Raw genomic sequence first — 15657 nt, 5'->3', positions numbered from 1 at the left:
ACTCCGGGTCGTTGACCGAGAACCAGACGATGACACCCCTGCGTCAGCAGATGATCACGGCCATGCAGATGCATGGCTTCTCGCCGCGCACCCACGAAAGCTATCTCGACGCGGTGCGTGACCTCGCCAAATTCACCCGGCGCTCCCCGGACACCCTGGAGCACGCCGATCTCACGCGCTACTTCGAGCATCTGGTGGTGCAGCGCAGTTTGGCCCCGGCCAGCGTGCGGCTGATGTACAACGGCATCCGCTTCTTCTATCTGCGGGTGCTCGGCTGGCCGACGGTCGACCTGGAGGTCACCTTACCCAAGCGCCCGCAGCGCATCCCGGAGCTGCTCACCCGCGGCGCGGTCGCCGCCATCCTGGCCGCCTGCGACAATCCGCGTTACCGCATGATGTTGACGGTCTGCTATGGCTGCGGACTGCGCCTGAGCGAAGTCCTGGCCCTGCGGGTGCAGGACATCGACGGCGAGCGCCGACTGCTGCGGATCACCCAGGGCAAGGGGGCGAAGGACCGCCTGGTCCCACTCTCACCGACCCTGCTGGAGGCGTTGCGGGACTATTGGCGCCTCTATCGGCCAGCGGATTGGCTGTTCGCCGGGCGCGCCGGGACGCCGCTGTCGCCGACCGGCTTGCAGAAGGCCTTCACCGACGCCAAGCGCCAGGCCGGCGTAACCACGGTCGGCGGGATCCATGGGCTGCGCCACGCCTACGCCACCCATCAATTGGCGGGCGGGTTGTCGGTGGAGCGCCTGCAACGGTTGATGGGCCACCGCAGCATCCAGACCACCCTGCGCTATGTGCATTGGCTGCCCAGTGCCAGCGAGGGCGAAGGGACCCTGGACCTGCTTGCCCAATTGGAGGCCGGCCATGGCTAATACCTCCCTGCAAGCGGTCATGGCGGCGTGCCTGTCCGGTTATGCCGAACATCACCCGTTGAGCCCGCACCAATGGCAGGTCTGTCATCACATCCTGGACTGTCGTACCGCCGCGCTGGGCGGCTTCGCCCTGGAATGCGACCAGTGTGGGGATTGCCCCTTCCTCTATCACGCCTGCCGTGATCGCCATTGCCCGCGCTGCCAACGCCGGGCCTCCGAGGAATGGGTCGAACGCCAGCGTGCGGCGGTGCTGCCGGTGACCTATCACCATCTGGTCTTCACGCTACCCGACACCCTCAACGGCTGGGTCGAGGTCCACCCCGAGGTGATCTACGCCTTGCTGTTCGAGACGGTGTGGGCGACCCTGTCCGCCTTCGCTGAGGACCCCAAGCGCCTGGACGGGCAGTTGGGGATGACGGCGATGCTGCACACCTGGGGGCAGACGCTGGTACGCCATGTCCACCTGCACTGTCTGGTGCCGGGCGGGGCCTTTGGCGCCGACGGGACCTGGCATCCGGCCAAGAGTACCTATCTGTTCCCGGTGCGGGCGCTGTCGCGGCACTTCCGCGGCGGTTTGGTCAGCCGGTTGCGCCGGGCCTTCAAAGACGGGCGACTGTCGCGCCTCACGGCCGCGGAGGTTGACCGCGTCCTCAACGCCCTGATGCAGCCCGAGTGGGTGGTCTATTCCAAGCCTTGTCTGGCGCGCACCGACACCGTGATCGAGTACTTGGGCCGCTACAGCCATCGCATCGCCCTGTCGGACCGGCGGCTGCTGGCCTTCGATGAAGAGGACGACACGGTGGACGTCCGCTACAAGGACTACCGCGACGGCAGTCGCAACAAGGTCATGACCCTGACCGGCGAGGAACTGATCCGGCGCTTCCTGCTGCACGTCTTACCCAAAGGGTTCATGCGCGTTCGTCATTTCGGTTTCCTGGCCAACCGCTGCCGGGCGCGCTGTCTGGCGCTGATCCGTGCGGCGCTGGCGGCCCCGCCGCCGACGCCGGAACCCGCCACGGCACCGGCGGCGACGGCGCCCTTTGACGGCTATCCCTGTCCCAAGTGCCGCACTGGGCGCTTGCACGTCACCGCGCACCTGGCCCCGCTACGGCGTGGTCAGGGGGTTTCGCTGATGCCCGCCACCTGCTAAGCCTCAGCGCCCGCCGGCCGTCCGGGACAGGCCGCCCGCGGCCTGCGTTCGCGCTCGCCCAACATCCGGGAAATGGGCTACACTTCGTCCTCAATAGCCCGTTGTCCAGCCCCGCGGAGCCCTGCGGAGGCCCGCTTGGTGCCGCACCGAGCGGCATCCGGGTGCTGCAACGTGGTCCGGGACCGACCGGCGCCCCGGCCTCAGGGATACAATTCCCTCTCTTAAAGAGGACCGCGGCCGCAGCAGGCGTCGTGCCAGGAGCGGATTAGTCCAACAAACGTTTATCCGTCGTGCGCGCGCGGCGTCGCGCTCCGACTCGGGGTCAGTTGGGCGCGCACGACGGATAAACGCTTATTCGTTAGGCCCGTATGCCCTGGCCGTTGACCATGTAGTTGAGCAGACGATACCTGGCACTGGAGATCATCGCAATGAAAATGGCTCTGAAAGTTCTCGCGTATACGCTTATCATAGTAGCGCCAACGTGGCTGCTGGCATATCTATCCGGAAAGGAAATAGCTGACGCCTTGGCTGCCGAATCCTTCGCGAAAGACACCTGGAAATTTTCGCTTTGGGTAATTCCACTCATCGCTTTCAATATTATTCTCAATATCGTTTGGAAATACGACATCTTACGTTCGTGCATTACCGATGCTCGGACGCGCTTGACAGATGTACGGAAAGGTGTTAAAGAACTACGAGAGGCAATATACTTCACGTGTTCAGACAGGCAGCAGCATGAGAGACTTGAGAAAAGTCTGGATAATGTTATTAACATTTTAGACAAGTTCGACGATGAAATGGGCAGTTGTAATAGAGTCGGGCAGTAGAAGAATAGGGGACCGCAATTCGCAATTCCCAATTCCGGGGACTGTTTACTTAATTCCAGAATTAAGAAACGCAATGCCTCCGGCGTAGGGACTCCGGTTGCCCGGAGCCCCCGCCACAGACCCGGACGTGCAGTATTCCCGCATCCGGTTCCTCGGTCGTACTCGCTTTCGCGCGAGCGCGAGGTTTTACGCAAACACCAGTTCGTGTTGCAAGCAGCGCGACTCGGTGATGCGGGGTTTGGCGATACCGAGCTTTTCGATGGCGCGACCGAAGGCCGCCCACGTGAAACTCTTACGCTTTCCCCCGCGCCGGTTCAGCCACTTGAACGCGTAGGCGACAGCCGTATTGTAGAAGCGCCCTAGGTCCGCCGAGTTGCCCCGTAGACCATAGTAATTGTAATGCCCTACCAGCCGCCGATTGAGTCCTTTGATAAACTCCATGCCCGGCAGGTGCCGGTGGCTCTTGATCCATTCCTTCACGCGCCGAATCGCCCCTTGCAATCGCTTGCGGGCCGTGCGACGCCTCACCCGTGGAATGCCTTCCCGGTCGATAAACCAGAACAGCTCGAAACCCAGAAAGGTCACGCGCCGTTGCATACTCGGATGGAAGCGGCTAAAACGCAGAACCTGCGTCTTCTCCGGCGCCAGCGCCAGGCCGAATTTCTCCAGCCGTTGCGCCAACACCCGATAGAACCGCCGCGCATCCGCATCGAAGCGAAAGGCGCAGACGAAATCGTCGGCATACCGGCACAGCAGCACCTCACCCCGACAGCGGGGCTTTACCACCCGCTCGACCCAAAGATCGAGCGCATAGTGCAGATAGAGGTTCGCGAGCACGGGCGAAACGATCCCGCCCTGGGGAGTCCCCGTTTCGGGATGGAGTACCGTTCCATCGGTGTCCAGAATTCCCGCTTTGAGCCATTTGCGGATGAGATCAAGAAAGGCCCGGTCGTCGATCCGTAACGAGAGCATCTTAAGCAACCAGTCGTGGTCCATATGCTCGAAAAATCCTCGGATATCGGCTTCAACGAGATAGCCGAATTTGCCGATCGTAAGCGCAAGGCTCAGATCGCGCACCGCGTCCTTGGCGCTGCGACCGGGGCGGTAGCCGTAGGAGCAGTCGAGGAAATCGGCCTCGTAGATCGCCCCCAGGAGTTTCGCCACGGCCAGTTGTACGAGCTTGTCTTCCAGTGCCGGAATGCCCAGCGGCCTTTCCTTTCCGTTCTCTTTGGGAATGTAGACGCGCCGGACATACTTCGCCCGGTAGCGTCCCGCTTTCACACGCTCCGCCAGATCGGCGATATTACCTTCCAAATTGGCCGCGTAGGTTTCCGCCGTCAGCCCATCGACGCCGCTGGCCGCGTCCTTATTCAAATGCTGCCAGCAATACGTCAGAAGGTCGGCGTTCACTTCTCCGAAGAGGTTGCGAAAGCGATGGTGTTTGCTATCCTGCGCTCGATTTGCTATTCCCCGCAGGGAGGTTGGCTCGCGGTATCCCGATCCTGCGTGTCCGGCGCGAGTTGCCTGTACGGGCTGCGTACTTCCGTCGGGTCCTTCGCCATGTGGCTGGCTTTCCCAACCTCCGACTACTATGCCCGATAAGACACCCCAAGGGCATGCGGCCGTCTCCGGCCTGCCCGGACGCTCCATGCTCCACGCCTCCACCCGTGCCCACGCCGTTTCAGGGCTCATCGCCTTCTCGTGTCCCAACACTGACGGTTTCATCGTTTCACCTCGTCCGGGAGCCCCCGGGGCTTCCCGAGTTCTCCAGCGTCTCTGTTCCTGCATGCCACGGCCTGAGGACTCCGGCGGACCTCCACGCCCAAGCCATTGCGGGCGCTTCGTGTTGTCTTCCAGCAAGTTAAGACTGTCGACATCCGCAACAAGCCATTTCGAAGCTGTACCAGCACTTCAGGGAGCGCGACCTCCCCTGCGGCCTACAGGATTCTCTGTGTACGCTTGCCCCGTCTGTTGTTCGCAGGTTACCCTACTCCGCAACGGGACCAACACTCGATACGGGCGGGCGGCTAACCCTTACCCGACCGGGACTTTCACCCGGCAAGAGACGCCGAGCTTTGCTCGGCGCGATAACTTTCGGCCAAAGAGCGAGCGCGCGCCACGGGCGTTGTGCTGGTTTGCGGGCTCATCGGTGGCGCGCGCCGCCTTGGCCTGAACGTTGAACTAATCCGCTCCGCGGGGCCTTCCGCGGCCATCCCGCAGCGCCATTGAATAGCGAATGAAGCGCGGATAAGCCCAGCCGTCCCACGGTTACCCGCGGCCCCGCCCCGTCCCCCATCGTCCACACTCGTAACGGCCCACTCCGGGTCGTTGACCGAGAACCAGACGATGACACCCCTGCGTCAGCAGATGATCACGGCCATGCAGATGCATGGCTTCTCGCCGCGCACCCACGAAAGCTATCTCGACGCGGTGCGTGACCTCGCCAAATTCACCCGGCGCTCCCCGGACACCCTGGAGCACGCCGATCTCACGCGCTACTTCGAGCATCTGGTGGTGCAGCGCAGTTTGGCCCCGGCCAGCGTGCGGCTGATGTACAACGGCATCCGCTTCTTCTATCTGCGGGTGCTCGGCTGGCCGACGGTCGACCTGGAGGTCACCTTACCCAAGCGCCCGCAGCGCATCCCGGAGCTGCTCACCCGCGGCGCGGTCGCCGCCATCCTGGCCGCCTGCGACAATCCGCGTTACCGCATGATGTTGACGGTCTGCTATGGCTGCGGACTGCGCCTGAGCGAAGTCCTGGCCCTGCGGGTGCAGGACATCGACGGCGAGCGCCGACTGCTGCGGATCACCCAGGGCAAGGGGGCGAAGGACCGCCTGGTCCCACTCTCACCGACCCTGCTGGAGGCGTTGCGGGACTATTGGCGCCTCTATCGGCCAGCGGATTGGCTGTTCGCCGGGCGCGCCGGGACGCCGCTGTCGCCGACCGGCTTGCAGAAGGCCTTCACCGACGCCAAGCGCCAGGCCGGCGTAACCACGGTCGGCGGGATCCATGGGCTGCGCCACGCCTACGCCACCCATCAATTGGCGGGCGGGTTGTCGGTGGAGCGCCTGCAACGGTTGATGGGCCACCGCAGCATCCAGACCACCCTGCGCTATGTGCATTGGCTGCCCAGTGCCAGCGAGGGCGAAGGGACCCTGGACCTGCTTGCCCAATTGGAGGCCGGCCATGGCTAATACCTCCCTGCAAGCGGTCATGGCGGCGTGCCTGTCCGGTTATGCCGAACATCACCCGTTGAGCCCGCACCAATGGCAGGTCTGTCATCACATCCTGGACTGTCGTACCGCCGCGCTGGGCGGCTTCGCCCTGGAATGCGACCAGTGTGGGGATTGCCCCTTCCTCTATCACGCCTGCCGTGATCGCCATTGCCCGCGCTGCCAACGCCGGGCCTCCGAGGAATGGGTCGAACGCCAGCGTGCGGCGGTGCTGCCGGTGACCTATCACCATCTGGTCTTCACGCTACCCGACACCCTCAACGGCTGGGTCGAGGTCCACCCCGAGGTGATCTACGCCTTGCTGTTCGAGACGGTGTGGGCGACCCTGTCCGCCTTCGCTGAGGACCCCAAGCGCCTGGACGGGCAGTTGGGGATGACGGCGATGCTGCACACCTGGGGGCAGACGCTGGTACGCCATGTCCACCTGCACTGTCTGGTGCCGGGCGGGGCCTTTGGCGCCGACGGGACCTGGCATCCGGCCAAGAGTACCTATCTGTTCCCGGTGCGGGCGCTGTCGCGGCACTTCCGCGGCGGTTTGGTCAGCCGGTTGCGCCGGGCCTTCAAAGACGGGCGACTGTCGCGCCTCACGGCCGCGGAGGTTGACCGCGTCCTCAACGCCCTGATGCAGCCCGAGTGGGTGGTCTATTCCAAGCCCTGTCTGGCGCGCACCGATACCGTGATCGAGTATTTGGGCCGCTACAGCCATCGCATCGCCCTGTCGGACCGGCGGCTGCTCAACTTCGATGAGGACGACGACACGGTGGACCTGCGCTACAAGGACTACCGCGACGGCAGTCGCAACAAGGTCATGACCCTGACCGGCGAGGAACTGATCCGGCGCTTCCTGCTGCATGTGCTGCCCAAAGGCTTTATGCGGGTCCGTCATTTCGGTTTCCTGGCCAACCGCTGCCGCGCACGCTGTCTGGCGCTGATCCGTGCCGCCCTCGCGGCGCCGCCGCCGACGCCGGAACCCGCCGCGGAACCGGCGGCGACGGTGCCCTTTGACGGCTATCCCTGTCCCACGTGCCGCACCGGGCGCTTGCACGTCACCGCGCACCTGGCCCCGCTGCGGCGTGGTCAGGGGGTGACGACCATGACCGTGCGCTGCTAGGCACCAGCGTTCACCGGCCGTCCGGGACAGGCCGCCCGCGGCCTGCGCTCGCGCTCGCCCAACCGCTGGAAAATCGTCTACACTTCATCTCCAAGACGCCGCTGAATCGTCCGGCAGCGCCACACGGACGCCCGCTTGGTGCCGCACCGGGCGCTGCGCGGGCGCTGCAACCCGGTCCGACACCGACCGGCGACCCGGCCTCCGGGATACAATCCGCTCTCTTAAAGAGGACCGCGGCCGCAGCAGGCGTCGTGCCAGGAGCGGATTAGTCCAACTCTCAGAAAACGCAGAAGATCTCTTTCTTAACGGCGTATATGAGGATGTCCTCCAAGAAGTTCTCAAGATTAAAGAATATCTTCCAGATCATATTCTGTTCCTTCAGCCGTACAAAGCACAAGCAATCAAGAAACTCGCAGAGCACCCGCCCACATGTGAAGCGCCCGTTGTACTCTATATTTCTAAGACCGATGACCTTTCAATAGTCGCTTACCAAGCAGAGATTGTAGGCTGGGACGACAAAAGGACCTTACCATCTTCAAAGTATAAGGCAATCACTCGCATTATTTGGGCTCTTCAGCCAAATGAAGAAGGCGTTTATAACTCGTCGACAGTCGAAGGCGAGGAAAGCGTAAATCTGCTGCATATTAGAAGGCTGATACGTCTAGATCAGCCTTTCAGCGTATCTAAACTCATTAAAACCAGTGACGGAAAACCATATTCCGAAAATAGAACGACGGCCGGAGGCTGGTCTTACGTCAAATTGTCGATCTAAGAACGCGCTTTAGCGTGAAGAAGCAGTTGGAGGATCGCGATAATCGAACTTACGAAAGATTTGATTGCCAAATCCCGAGTTATCGCGAAGGGGGAGCGTATTCGGGATGTTCAGCGGTTAGTTGACATGTATGGCGGAAAGCGGTCCGGATGGGTTAAGAAGAGTAGTCCTGAATTTGAGTACAAGGGTGCCGACTATGAATATCATTGGTACGAACATTATGGTATCGGCCGATTTGAAACGAAACTGAAGGTTGTCTCGTAAAATGATTGTTCGCCTCAAGTCATCGAGCCCGCACTATCCGGAGCTTTCGGCATCCCAGCCGTATTTCGTTATTGGAATCGAAGCAAACGACTTTAGAATCTTGAATGATAAAGGGAAGCCTTACCTCTATCCGCTTGATCTTTTCGATGTCATTGATGCGCAGCATCCCCCAGATTGGGTTACCGAGTTTGGCACCGACGGGGAACAGTATTCTTACCCGGCTTCCTTGAATGTTCCTGGATTTTTTGAGGACTTTTTTGATCAAAAACCTGAACAAACATCAACATTCTGGCATGTCCTAAATCAAACACTCTCAAAAGCTGCATGAACACAAAATCGCTCCGGCGTAGGGACTCCGGTTACCCGGGGCCCCCGCCACAGACCCGGACGTGCAGTTTTCCCGCATCCGGTTCCTTCGGTCGTACTCGCTCATCAAGCGAGCGCGAGGTTTTACGCAAACACCAGTTCGTATTGCAAGCAGCGCGACTCGGTGATGCGGGGTTTGGCGATACCAAGCTTTTCGATGGCGCGACCGAAGGCCGCCCATGTGAAGCGGGTGCGGCCTTGACATGATGTGCCTTTGAGGAGTATTTCGTAACCTTCTGTGACTAGACGAGAAGGTGCAGTCGTGGCGAAGGTAGTCAGGATCTCGGGTGACGAGGTGACGGTCGAGGTAACGGTGCGGCTCAGCGGTAGCCTGCTGGACATGGAAGGAGCCATCCAGGAGGCCACCAACGCGGTGGGGCGCTGCGCCACCGAGGAGGCGCTGCAGCGTTTCGACACCGACGGCAGTGCGATCCGTGTCGGCGCGATCAAGCTGACCGCGCGCGGGCGCGATCCGAAGGAGTACCAGACGCCTTACGGGCCGGTCGAGGTCGAGCGTTATGTCTACCAAAGCTCGCGCGGCGGGCGGATCTACTGTCCGCTCGAGCACCAGGCGCGGATCGTGCGCGGGGCGACCCCCCGATTCGCCAGTCAACTCAGCCACAAGTATGCGCAGCTCAACGTGCGCGCGGTGCAGACTGACCTTGAGCAGAACCACGGTCGGACGATCGCTACCTCGTATATTCAAAATGTTGCGGAGTGGGTAGGCACCATCGCCACGGCCAAAGAGGAGGACTGGGAGTACGCGATGCCGGCGCTTGAGACGCCCATCGCGACCGTCGTGGTCAGCCTCGACGGCGCCATGATCCCCATGGCCGACAGTGCGGGCTGGCGCGAAGCCATGGTCGGAACCCTCTCGCTTTACGACGGCGAGGGCGAGCGCCAGCACACCATCTACCTCGCTGCGGCACCCGAGTACGGCAAGCAGGAGTTCCGGCAACGCATGGAGCGCGAGATCCAACGCGTCAAGCGGCACCTCCCCGAGGCACTGTACCTGGGCATCGCCGACGGGGCGGCAAGCAACTGGCGGTTCCTCGAGCAACACACCGACCGCCAGTTGATCGATTTTTTCCATGCAACGGAATACGTGGGCAAAATCGCCCAAGCGACCCATCCGCAGCGCCACGCCGAGGGCCCGCGCGCGCAGTGGCAGAGCGCGCACTGCACGACGCTCAAGCACGACCCCGCCGCCCTTGACCTGCTCATCGGCGAGGCCGCGCGCCTGTCGCAGCGGCACACCCTCTCGCAGACGCTGCGCGACGACGTTCTCAGCGCTTGGACCTACTTCACCAACCATCGCCATCAAATGGACTACCCGGGCTTCGTCGCCGCGGGACTGCCGATCGGATCGGGCGTCACCGAGGCCGCCTGCAAGACCTTGGTCAAGCAACGGCTATGTGCCTCCGGGATGCGCTGGAAGAACAAAGGGGCCAAGATTGTGCTCAGCCTACGCGCACTGACGCAGACCACCGGACGATGGGCACAGTTCTGGCAGAAGATCGACCAGTTTGGGGCTGAGTGCTACGGTTAGGCACATTATTCGGAGGCCGCACCCTGTGAAGCTCTTACGCTTGCCCCCGCGCCGGTTCAGCCACTTGAACGCGCAGACGACGGCCGTTCGGTAGAAGCGCCACAGGTCCGCCGAGTTGCCCCGTAGACCATAGTAATTGTAATGCCCTACCAGCCGCCGATTGAGTCCTTTGATAAACTCCATGCCCGGCAGGTGCCGGTGGCTCTTGATCCATTCCTTCACGCGCCGAATCGCCCCTTGCAATCGCTTGCGGGCGGTGCGACGCTTCACCCGTGGAATGCCTTCCCGGTCGATAAACCAGAACAGCTCGAAACCCAGCGCATAGTGCAGATAGAGGTTCGCCAGCACGGGCGAAACGATTCCGCCTTGGGGAGTCCCCGTTTCAGGATGGAGCACCGTTCCGTGGGTGTCCAGAATTCCCGCCTTGAGCCATTTGCAGATGAGATTGAGAAAGGCGCGGTCGTCGATCCGTAACGAGAGCATCTTCAGCAGCCAGTCGTGGTCCATATGCTCGAAAAATCCTCGGATATCGGCTTCAACGAGTTAGGTTGCTACCAAGAAGCCTTCATGTATCGGCCATATCCAAGAGCCGGTATAGGTTGCGCTCCATTGTGTCCTTCCGGTAAGGCTGCATGAAATCCCGTCCCTGGCCCGGTAGCGTAGGAGCCCCGTTTTTGGTGATCCGGAGGCTCCACGATGTCACTGTCACTTCCCGCCGCGGCCGATCTGGCGCAGACGGCCGCGGCCTTTGCCCACTGGCGCAACACCACGTCCCAGGGCGCGCGCATTCCCGCGGAACTGTGGTCGCGGGCGGTTGAACTGGCCGCCCGCCATGGGGTGAGCAAGGTCGCCGCGACGCTGCGGCTGGACTACGCCGGTTTGAAGCGGCGGCTGACGGCGCGGACAGCGCCCCCGCCGGTGCCCACCACGGCGCCGCCGGCCTTTGTGGAAATGATGCTGGGCTTACCACCGTCGGGGCCGGGCTGCGTGCTGACCCTGTCCGACGCCCGTGGTCGTTCGTTGCGCATCGAGTGGACGGGGACGGCGACCGGCGAGGTCGCGACGGTGGCACGCAGCCTTTGGGAGGCGGCACCGTGCTCGCTCTGACCCCGCAGCTACGGGTGTTGGTCGCGACGGCCCCGGCGGACTTCCGCCAAGGTATTGATGGTCTCGCCCGGCGGGTACGCCAGGTCTTGGCTGACGAGCCCATGAGCGGAGCGCTCTTCGTCTTCCGCAACCGCCGCGGGACCGCGATCAAGCTGTTGGTCTACGACGGCCAAGGCTTCTGGCTGTGTCAGAAGCGCCTGTCCGAAGGCCGTTTTCGGCACTGGCCGAGCGGGCCGCCGGGACAGCTGCTGGCCCCCCAGGAGTTGGCCGTGTTGCTCGCCGGTGGGGATTGGCGCGCCGCGGCAGGGGCGCCGGTGTGGCGGGCGCTGACGCCGGGGGCGGGACCTGACGGTGTACGATGCGGCATAACGCCGTGTATGAACACGACGCTCCTGCACCACCGGCCAGTCGCGGCATGAGCCGACGTAAGAACCCGCGCACCCCGCGGGTGTCGGTCCCGATCGCGCAGTTGGATGCCATTGTCGAGCGCACCCGTACCCAAGCGCTGCCGGTGGATGACCACGCCACCCTCAAGGCGGCGGTCGACACCTTGGCGCGGCTGACCGAGGAAGCAGTGCGACCCCTGTCCCGAGCCCGGTTGCACCGGCCGGGTCTATGTCCAACGCCAGGAGCCCGCCGTCTTGGTGCACGTCACCGGGGTGGCGCCCCTGCAGGCGCAGGTCTACACCCTGGAGCGGCTGCGCTGTGGGCTGTGCGGCACGGTGTTTACGGCCGAACCCCCCGCGGGCGTGGGCGCGGCGAAATACGACGCGACCGCCGCTGCCATGATCGCCTTGCTGAAATACGGCTGCGGGCTGCCGTTTCATCGCATCCAACGCCTGGAGCAGGCGCTGGCCATCCCCCTGCCGGCCACCACCCAATGGGACGTCGTCGCGGCGGCCGCGCCGTGCCTCACCCCCGCGGTGGAGGAACTGGCCCGGCAGGCGGCGCAGGGCACGGTGCTCTACAACGACGACACCACCATGCGCATCCTGAAATTCACCGCCGAGGCGCGGGCCGAGGCGCTGCCCCCGGGAGCTAACGCCGAGCACGGGCAGGCAGACGTCATCCCAGCTTGGTACTGGCGGCTCGCCCGCTCCGCCAACAGCGACAACGGCGGGCCTTGGGTTCGCCAAGGACGCGGGGCTCCCACGCTACCGGAACCGCGCTCGGCATTCATGCGGCCTTGCCGGAAGGACACGATCAACGGCTGGAGCAGGCTAAGGAAGCGGAGCTCGAATCCTGGACCGACCGGGTGCTGGACGCTCGAGTCCTCGAAGACGTTTTTCAGACCCGGAGTTGATCGGACAATCCTACCGCGGCAACAAGAAGGCGATGCGCGCCAGCAGGGCCAGGATGCCGGTGGACAGTGCCAACGACAGGCCGACCATCCACTTGAGCAGGGTCAGTTCGGCACGGATCGGCGCCAGTTCGATCTGCAGATCCTTGCGCGTGACGACTTCCGCCGTGCCCAACACATCGGCCAGGGCTTCGGCCTCGGCCTTGGCTTGGTCGCGCGGAATCCCGGCGCTCTCCAGGCGGTCGGCGTATTTCAGGGTGTCGAAGACGATCGCGGTCATGGTGTGCTCCTGCAGGCATCAGTGTCATAAGGGGCCGGGATCGAACGACCCTAAGTCAGTTTAACCAACTGAAAAGTTTATGGCTAGTACACGCAAGTGGGAGGCTGCAAGTTGCGAAACCGAACCGCCCACCGCGCGCCGGCCTCCATGCATCCTGACCAGGGCGCCACGACCCGGCAACCTGTCCTCGATCATGCCGGCAATAAGGCCAGGCTGGGGTTCCCGATCTGTCGGACGGCGCCGCCCCGGCGGCTGCCTAACCGGGTACCGCGGCGAATCCTCTACCCTACGCGGACCTGCAACGTCCATAATCGCCCTCTGGCCGGGCAGGTCCGGTCCTCCCGGTTGCTGCGGCCCCAGCGCCCGCCGGCCGCCCACCCGCGGCGCGGCGGCGCGCGGGGCCTGTCACCGGCCGTGATCGGTCGCCGGACCTGCCGGCCCCCACCCGCCAGGCTCGCCACCCGCCGGCCATGCAGAAAGGACGACGATGAAAGTTCCAAAGAGTCTCGAGTCACTGGTGCGCGACGGTCTGATCGATGAGGTGATCCGCCCGCTGAAGAGCGGGAAGGAGGCCGCGGTCTATGTGGTGCTGGCCGACGGCGTTGTTCGCTGTGCCAAGGTCTATAAGGAGGCGAATCAGCGCGGCTTCCATAAGCAGGCGCTGTATCGGGAGGGCCGCAAGGTCCGCAACAGCCGCCAGGCGCGGGCGATGGAAAAGGGCACGCGCTTCGGCCGCAAGGAGCAGGAGGAGGTGTGGCAGAATGCCGAGGTCGATGCCCTCTACCGACTGGCGGCGGCCGGCGTGCGGGTACCCCAGCCCTATCACTTCGTCGATGGCGTGCTGCTCATGGAACTGATCACCGATGAGCACGGCGTGGCCGCGCCCCGGCTCAACGATCTGGACCTGACCGCCGCCCAGGCCCTGGACTACCACGACCGGCTGATCGCGGAGGTCGTCAAGATGCTCTGCGGCGGGCTCATCCATGGCGACCTGTCCGAATTCAATGTGCTGGTCGACGCCCAGGGCCCGGTGATCATCGATCTGCCCCAGGCGGTCGATGCGGCGGCCAACAACAATGCCGCCCGGATGCTGGAGCGCGATGTCGCCAATCTGGCGGCCTATTTCGGCCAGTTTGCGCCGGAACTGCTGACCACCAGCTACGGCAAGGAGATCTGGTACATCTACGAGAGCGGCAATCTGACGCCCGAGGTCAAACTCACCGGCCATTTCAAGGGCCGCAACAAGGAGGCCGACATCAACGGCATCATGCGGGAAATCAATGATGCGCGGGAGGAAGCGGTCCGCCGCAAACAGGCGCGCGACGCCGATTAGCAGCGCGAGGCTCAGTTCCCGATAACACTCAAGCATAATCCTGAGGTTAACAAATGGACAGGATTAACAGGATTTCTCAGGATTTATTCCTGTTAATCCTGCAAAATCCTGTTAATCCTGTCTAATTTCTTGCCGCTTGCCTCTCGCTCGATAACTGAACCAGCATTGGGGATTCGGCTTCACGGTACTGAAAGCGAGGTCTGGCTGAACTCCAGATCCGCCCTCCTGCCCATGCTGCGGATGAAGGGGGCCAAGGTCAGCCCCTGCACCAGGATCGAGAAGACCACCACCACATAGGTCACCGAGACCAGGATGTCGCGGGCCTCCCCATGGGGCAGGGCCAGGGCCATCGCGACCGAGATGCCGCCGCGCAGCCCGCCCCAGGTGAGGATGGCGACTACACCCGGCGACCAGGTGCGAAACCGCTTGAGAGCGGCGAGCGGCACCCCGGTGCTGACCGCCCGGGCGGCCAGCACCAGCGGGATGGCCAGCAGGCCGGCGAGCAGGATGGGCGCGCTCATCTTCATCACCATGACCTCCAGCCCAATGAGCACGAACAGCACCGCGTTCAGGATCTCGTCGACCAATTCCCAGAAAGCATCGACATAGCGCATGGTTTCGGCCGACCAGATCCCTTCGCGCGCCAGATTCCCGATCAGCAGGCCGGCGATGACGACCGTGATCGGCGCCGAGACGTGCCAGTGCTCGGCCACCGCATAGGCACCGCTGGCGACCGCGAGGGTAATGAGCACCTCGACCTGGTAATTATCGATGCTGCGCATCATGAGATAGGCCAGGCCGCCGGTGCCGAGCCCCAGGGCCAGACCGCCCAGGGCCTCGGTGAAGAAGGCGCCGAGGAAGATGCCCGGATGCATCCCCGCGGTGCCGCCGACGGCGATCTTCACCAGGACCAGGAACAGCACCACGGCCACGCCGTCGTTGAACAGTGACTCCCCGGTGATCTTGGTCTCCAGGCTCTTGGGCGCCGCGGCCTGCTTTAAGATACTGAGCACCGCGATGGGGTCGGTCGGCGAGATCAGGGTGCCGAACAGGAGGCAATAGATGAATGGGACCGGCAGCCCGAGCAGCAGGAACAGCAGCCAGGCGCCGGCGCCGACCAGCAGGGCCGAGATGAGCACGCCCAGGCTCGCCAGCACCAGGATGGCCGCACGGTGGCGCGCCAGATCGGTGAGCCGCACATGCAGTGCCCCGGCAAAGAGCAGGAAGCCCAACATGCCGTGCAGCACCGTCTCATCGAAGGCGATACTGCCGAGCATCCGTTTCACGTCCTGCTCCAGGCCGTCGGTGCCCGGCAGCGGCGAGAGCAGCGTCAGCGACATCAGCAGCGCAATCAGCATCAGGCCGATCGCGGTCGGCAGTTTCAGGAACCGGTGGTTGAACCAACTGAAGAGCGCGGCGAGCGTGATCAGGGCAGCGATGATGTCGTAGAGTCTCATGGGCTTCGGTCCTGGTGAGTGGAATCGCA

General features: G+C 63.3%; 14 protein-coding genes. 11 read left to right on the top strand and 3 right to left on the bottom strand.

Going from position 1 to position 15657, the window contains the following annotated elements; all coding sequences use genetic code 11:
• Nucleotides 1–29: 29 nt before the first annotated feature.
• The 3 genes from THSYN_RS11590 to THSYN_RS33735 all read left to right on the top strand — a co-directional run bounded on the left by THSYN_RS11590 (nucleotide 30) and on the right by THSYN_RS33735 (nucleotide 2855).
• Nucleotides 30–878: a tyrosine-type recombinase/integrase gene (locus THSYN_RS11590; RefSeq protein WP_100917453.1), complete on the top strand. Its 849-nt coding sequence runs from the start codon at nucleotides 30–32 to the stop codon at nucleotides 876–878.
• Nucleotides 871–2028 carry an IS91 family transposase gene (locus tag THSYN_RS11585; RefSeq protein WP_100917452.1) on the top strand — a complete coding sequence of 386 codons (1158 nt, stop codon included), beginning with the start codon at nucleotides 871–873 and terminating at the stop codon, nucleotides 2026–2028. Before THSYN_RS11590 ends, THSYN_RS11585 begins: the two co-directional genes overlap by 8 nt.
• Nucleotides 2029–2456: 428 nt before the next feature.
• A complete protein-coding gene (locus tag THSYN_RS33735) occupies nucleotides 2457–2855 on the top strand; it encodes a hypothetical protein (RefSeq protein WP_157817609.1) in 399 nt (132 codons plus the stop codon).
• A 186-nt stretch (nucleotides 2856–3041) separates the two neighbouring features.
• Here the strand turns inward: THSYN_RS33735 and ltrA are convergent, their stop codons facing one another.
• Nucleotides 3042–4265, bottom strand: a complete 1224-nt coding sequence (ltrA, locus tag THSYN_RS11575; protein WP_236848870.1) for a group II intron reverse transcriptase/maturase — start codon at nucleotides 4263–4265, stop codon at nucleotides 3042–3044.
• A 936-nt stretch (nucleotides 4266–5201) separates the two neighbouring features.
• Here ltrA and THSYN_RS11570 point away from each other — a divergent pair.
• From THSYN_RS11570 to THSYN_RS11555, 4 genes are all read left to right on the top strand, one after another.
• Nucleotides 5202–6050 (top strand): tyrosine-type recombinase/integrase, encoded by an 849-nt coding sequence (locus tag THSYN_RS11570; protein WP_100917453.1) that lies wholly within the window; start codon nucleotides 5202–5204, stop codon nucleotides 6048–6050.
• Nucleotides 6043–7200, top strand: a complete 1158-nt coding sequence (locus tag THSYN_RS11565; protein WP_100919279.1) for an IS91 family transposase — start codon at nucleotides 6043–6045, stop codon at nucleotides 7198–7200. Before THSYN_RS11570 ends, THSYN_RS11565 begins: the two co-directional genes overlap by 8 nt.
• Nucleotides 7201–8237: 1037 nt before the next feature.
• Entirely contained in the window at nucleotides 8238–8564 is a 327-nt protein-coding gene (locus THSYN_RS33730) for a type 2 periplasmic-binding domain-containing protein (RefSeq protein ID WP_157817608.1), read from the top strand.
• 300 nt (nucleotides 8565–8864) lie between these two features.
• Nucleotides 8865–10151 carry an ISKra4 family transposase gene (locus THSYN_RS11555; protein WP_100917720.1) on the top strand — a complete coding sequence of 429 codons (1287 nt, stop codon included), beginning with the start codon at nucleotides 8865–8867 and terminating at the stop codon, nucleotides 10149–10151.
• On the opposite strand, the gene THSYN_RS11550 is transcribed toward THSYN_RS11555, so the two are convergent.
• Nucleotides 10068–10658 carry an RNA-dependent RNA polymerase family protein gene (locus THSYN_RS11550; RefSeq protein WP_100919277.1) on the bottom strand — a complete coding sequence of 197 codons (591 nt, stop codon included), beginning with the start codon at nucleotides 10656–10658 and terminating at the stop codon, nucleotides 10068–10070. The genes THSYN_RS11555 and THSYN_RS11550 overlap by 84 nt on opposite strands.
• Nucleotides 10659–10847: 189 nt before the next feature.
• Between THSYN_RS11550 and THSYN_RS11545 the strand changes: the two genes are divergently transcribed.
• The 4 genes from THSYN_RS11545 to THSYN_RS11525 all read left to right on the top strand — a co-directional run bounded on the left by THSYN_RS11545 (nucleotide 10848) and on the right by THSYN_RS11525 (nucleotide 14171).
• Complete coding sequence (locus THSYN_RS11545; RefSeq protein ID WP_100919276.1) at nucleotides 10848–11258, top strand: hypothetical protein; 411 nt, start codon at nucleotides 10848–10850, stop codon at nucleotides 11256–11258.
• Nucleotides 11246–11677 (top strand): IS66 family insertion sequence element accessory protein TnpB, encoded by a 432-nt coding sequence (gene tnpB, locus THSYN_RS11540; RefSeq protein ID WP_100919275.1) that lies wholly within the window; start codon nucleotides 11246–11248, stop codon nucleotides 11675–11677. Before THSYN_RS11545 ends, tnpB begins: the two co-directional genes overlap by 13 nt.
• A gap of 225 nt (nucleotides 11678–11902) precedes the next feature.
• Nucleotides 11903–12868, top strand: a complete 966-nt coding sequence (locus THSYN_RS33725; protein WP_236848939.1) for an IS66 family transposase — start codon at nucleotides 11903–11905, stop codon at nucleotides 12866–12868.
• 457 nt (nucleotides 12869–13325) lie between these two features.
• The gene (locus THSYN_RS11525; RefSeq protein WP_100919273.1) at nucleotides 13326–14171 is read left to right on the top strand and encodes a PA4780 family RIO1-like protein kinase; all 846 of its coding nucleotides are present in this window, start codon (nucleotides 13326–13328) and stop codon (nucleotides 14169–14171) included.
• Between the two features lie 179 nt (nucleotides 14172–14350).
• Here THSYN_RS11525 and THSYN_RS11520 read toward each other — a convergent pair whose 3' ends face one another.
• Nucleotides 14351–15628 carry a cation:proton antiporter gene (locus THSYN_RS11520; RefSeq protein WP_100919272.1) on the bottom strand — a complete coding sequence of 426 codons (1278 nt, stop codon included), beginning with the start codon at nucleotides 15626–15628 and terminating at the stop codon, nucleotides 14351–14353.
• Nucleotides 15629–15657: the final 29 nt, after the last annotated feature.

The sequence above is a fragment of the Candidatus Thiodictyon syntrophicum genome, from assembly GCF_002813775.1.
GTDB lineage: Bacteria > Pseudomonadota > Gammaproteobacteria > Chromatiales > Chromatiaceae > Thiodictyon > Thiodictyon syntrophicum.
The sequence above is the reverse complement of the archived record's forward strand: the minus strand, read 5'-3'. Positions and strand labels throughout refer to the sequence as shown.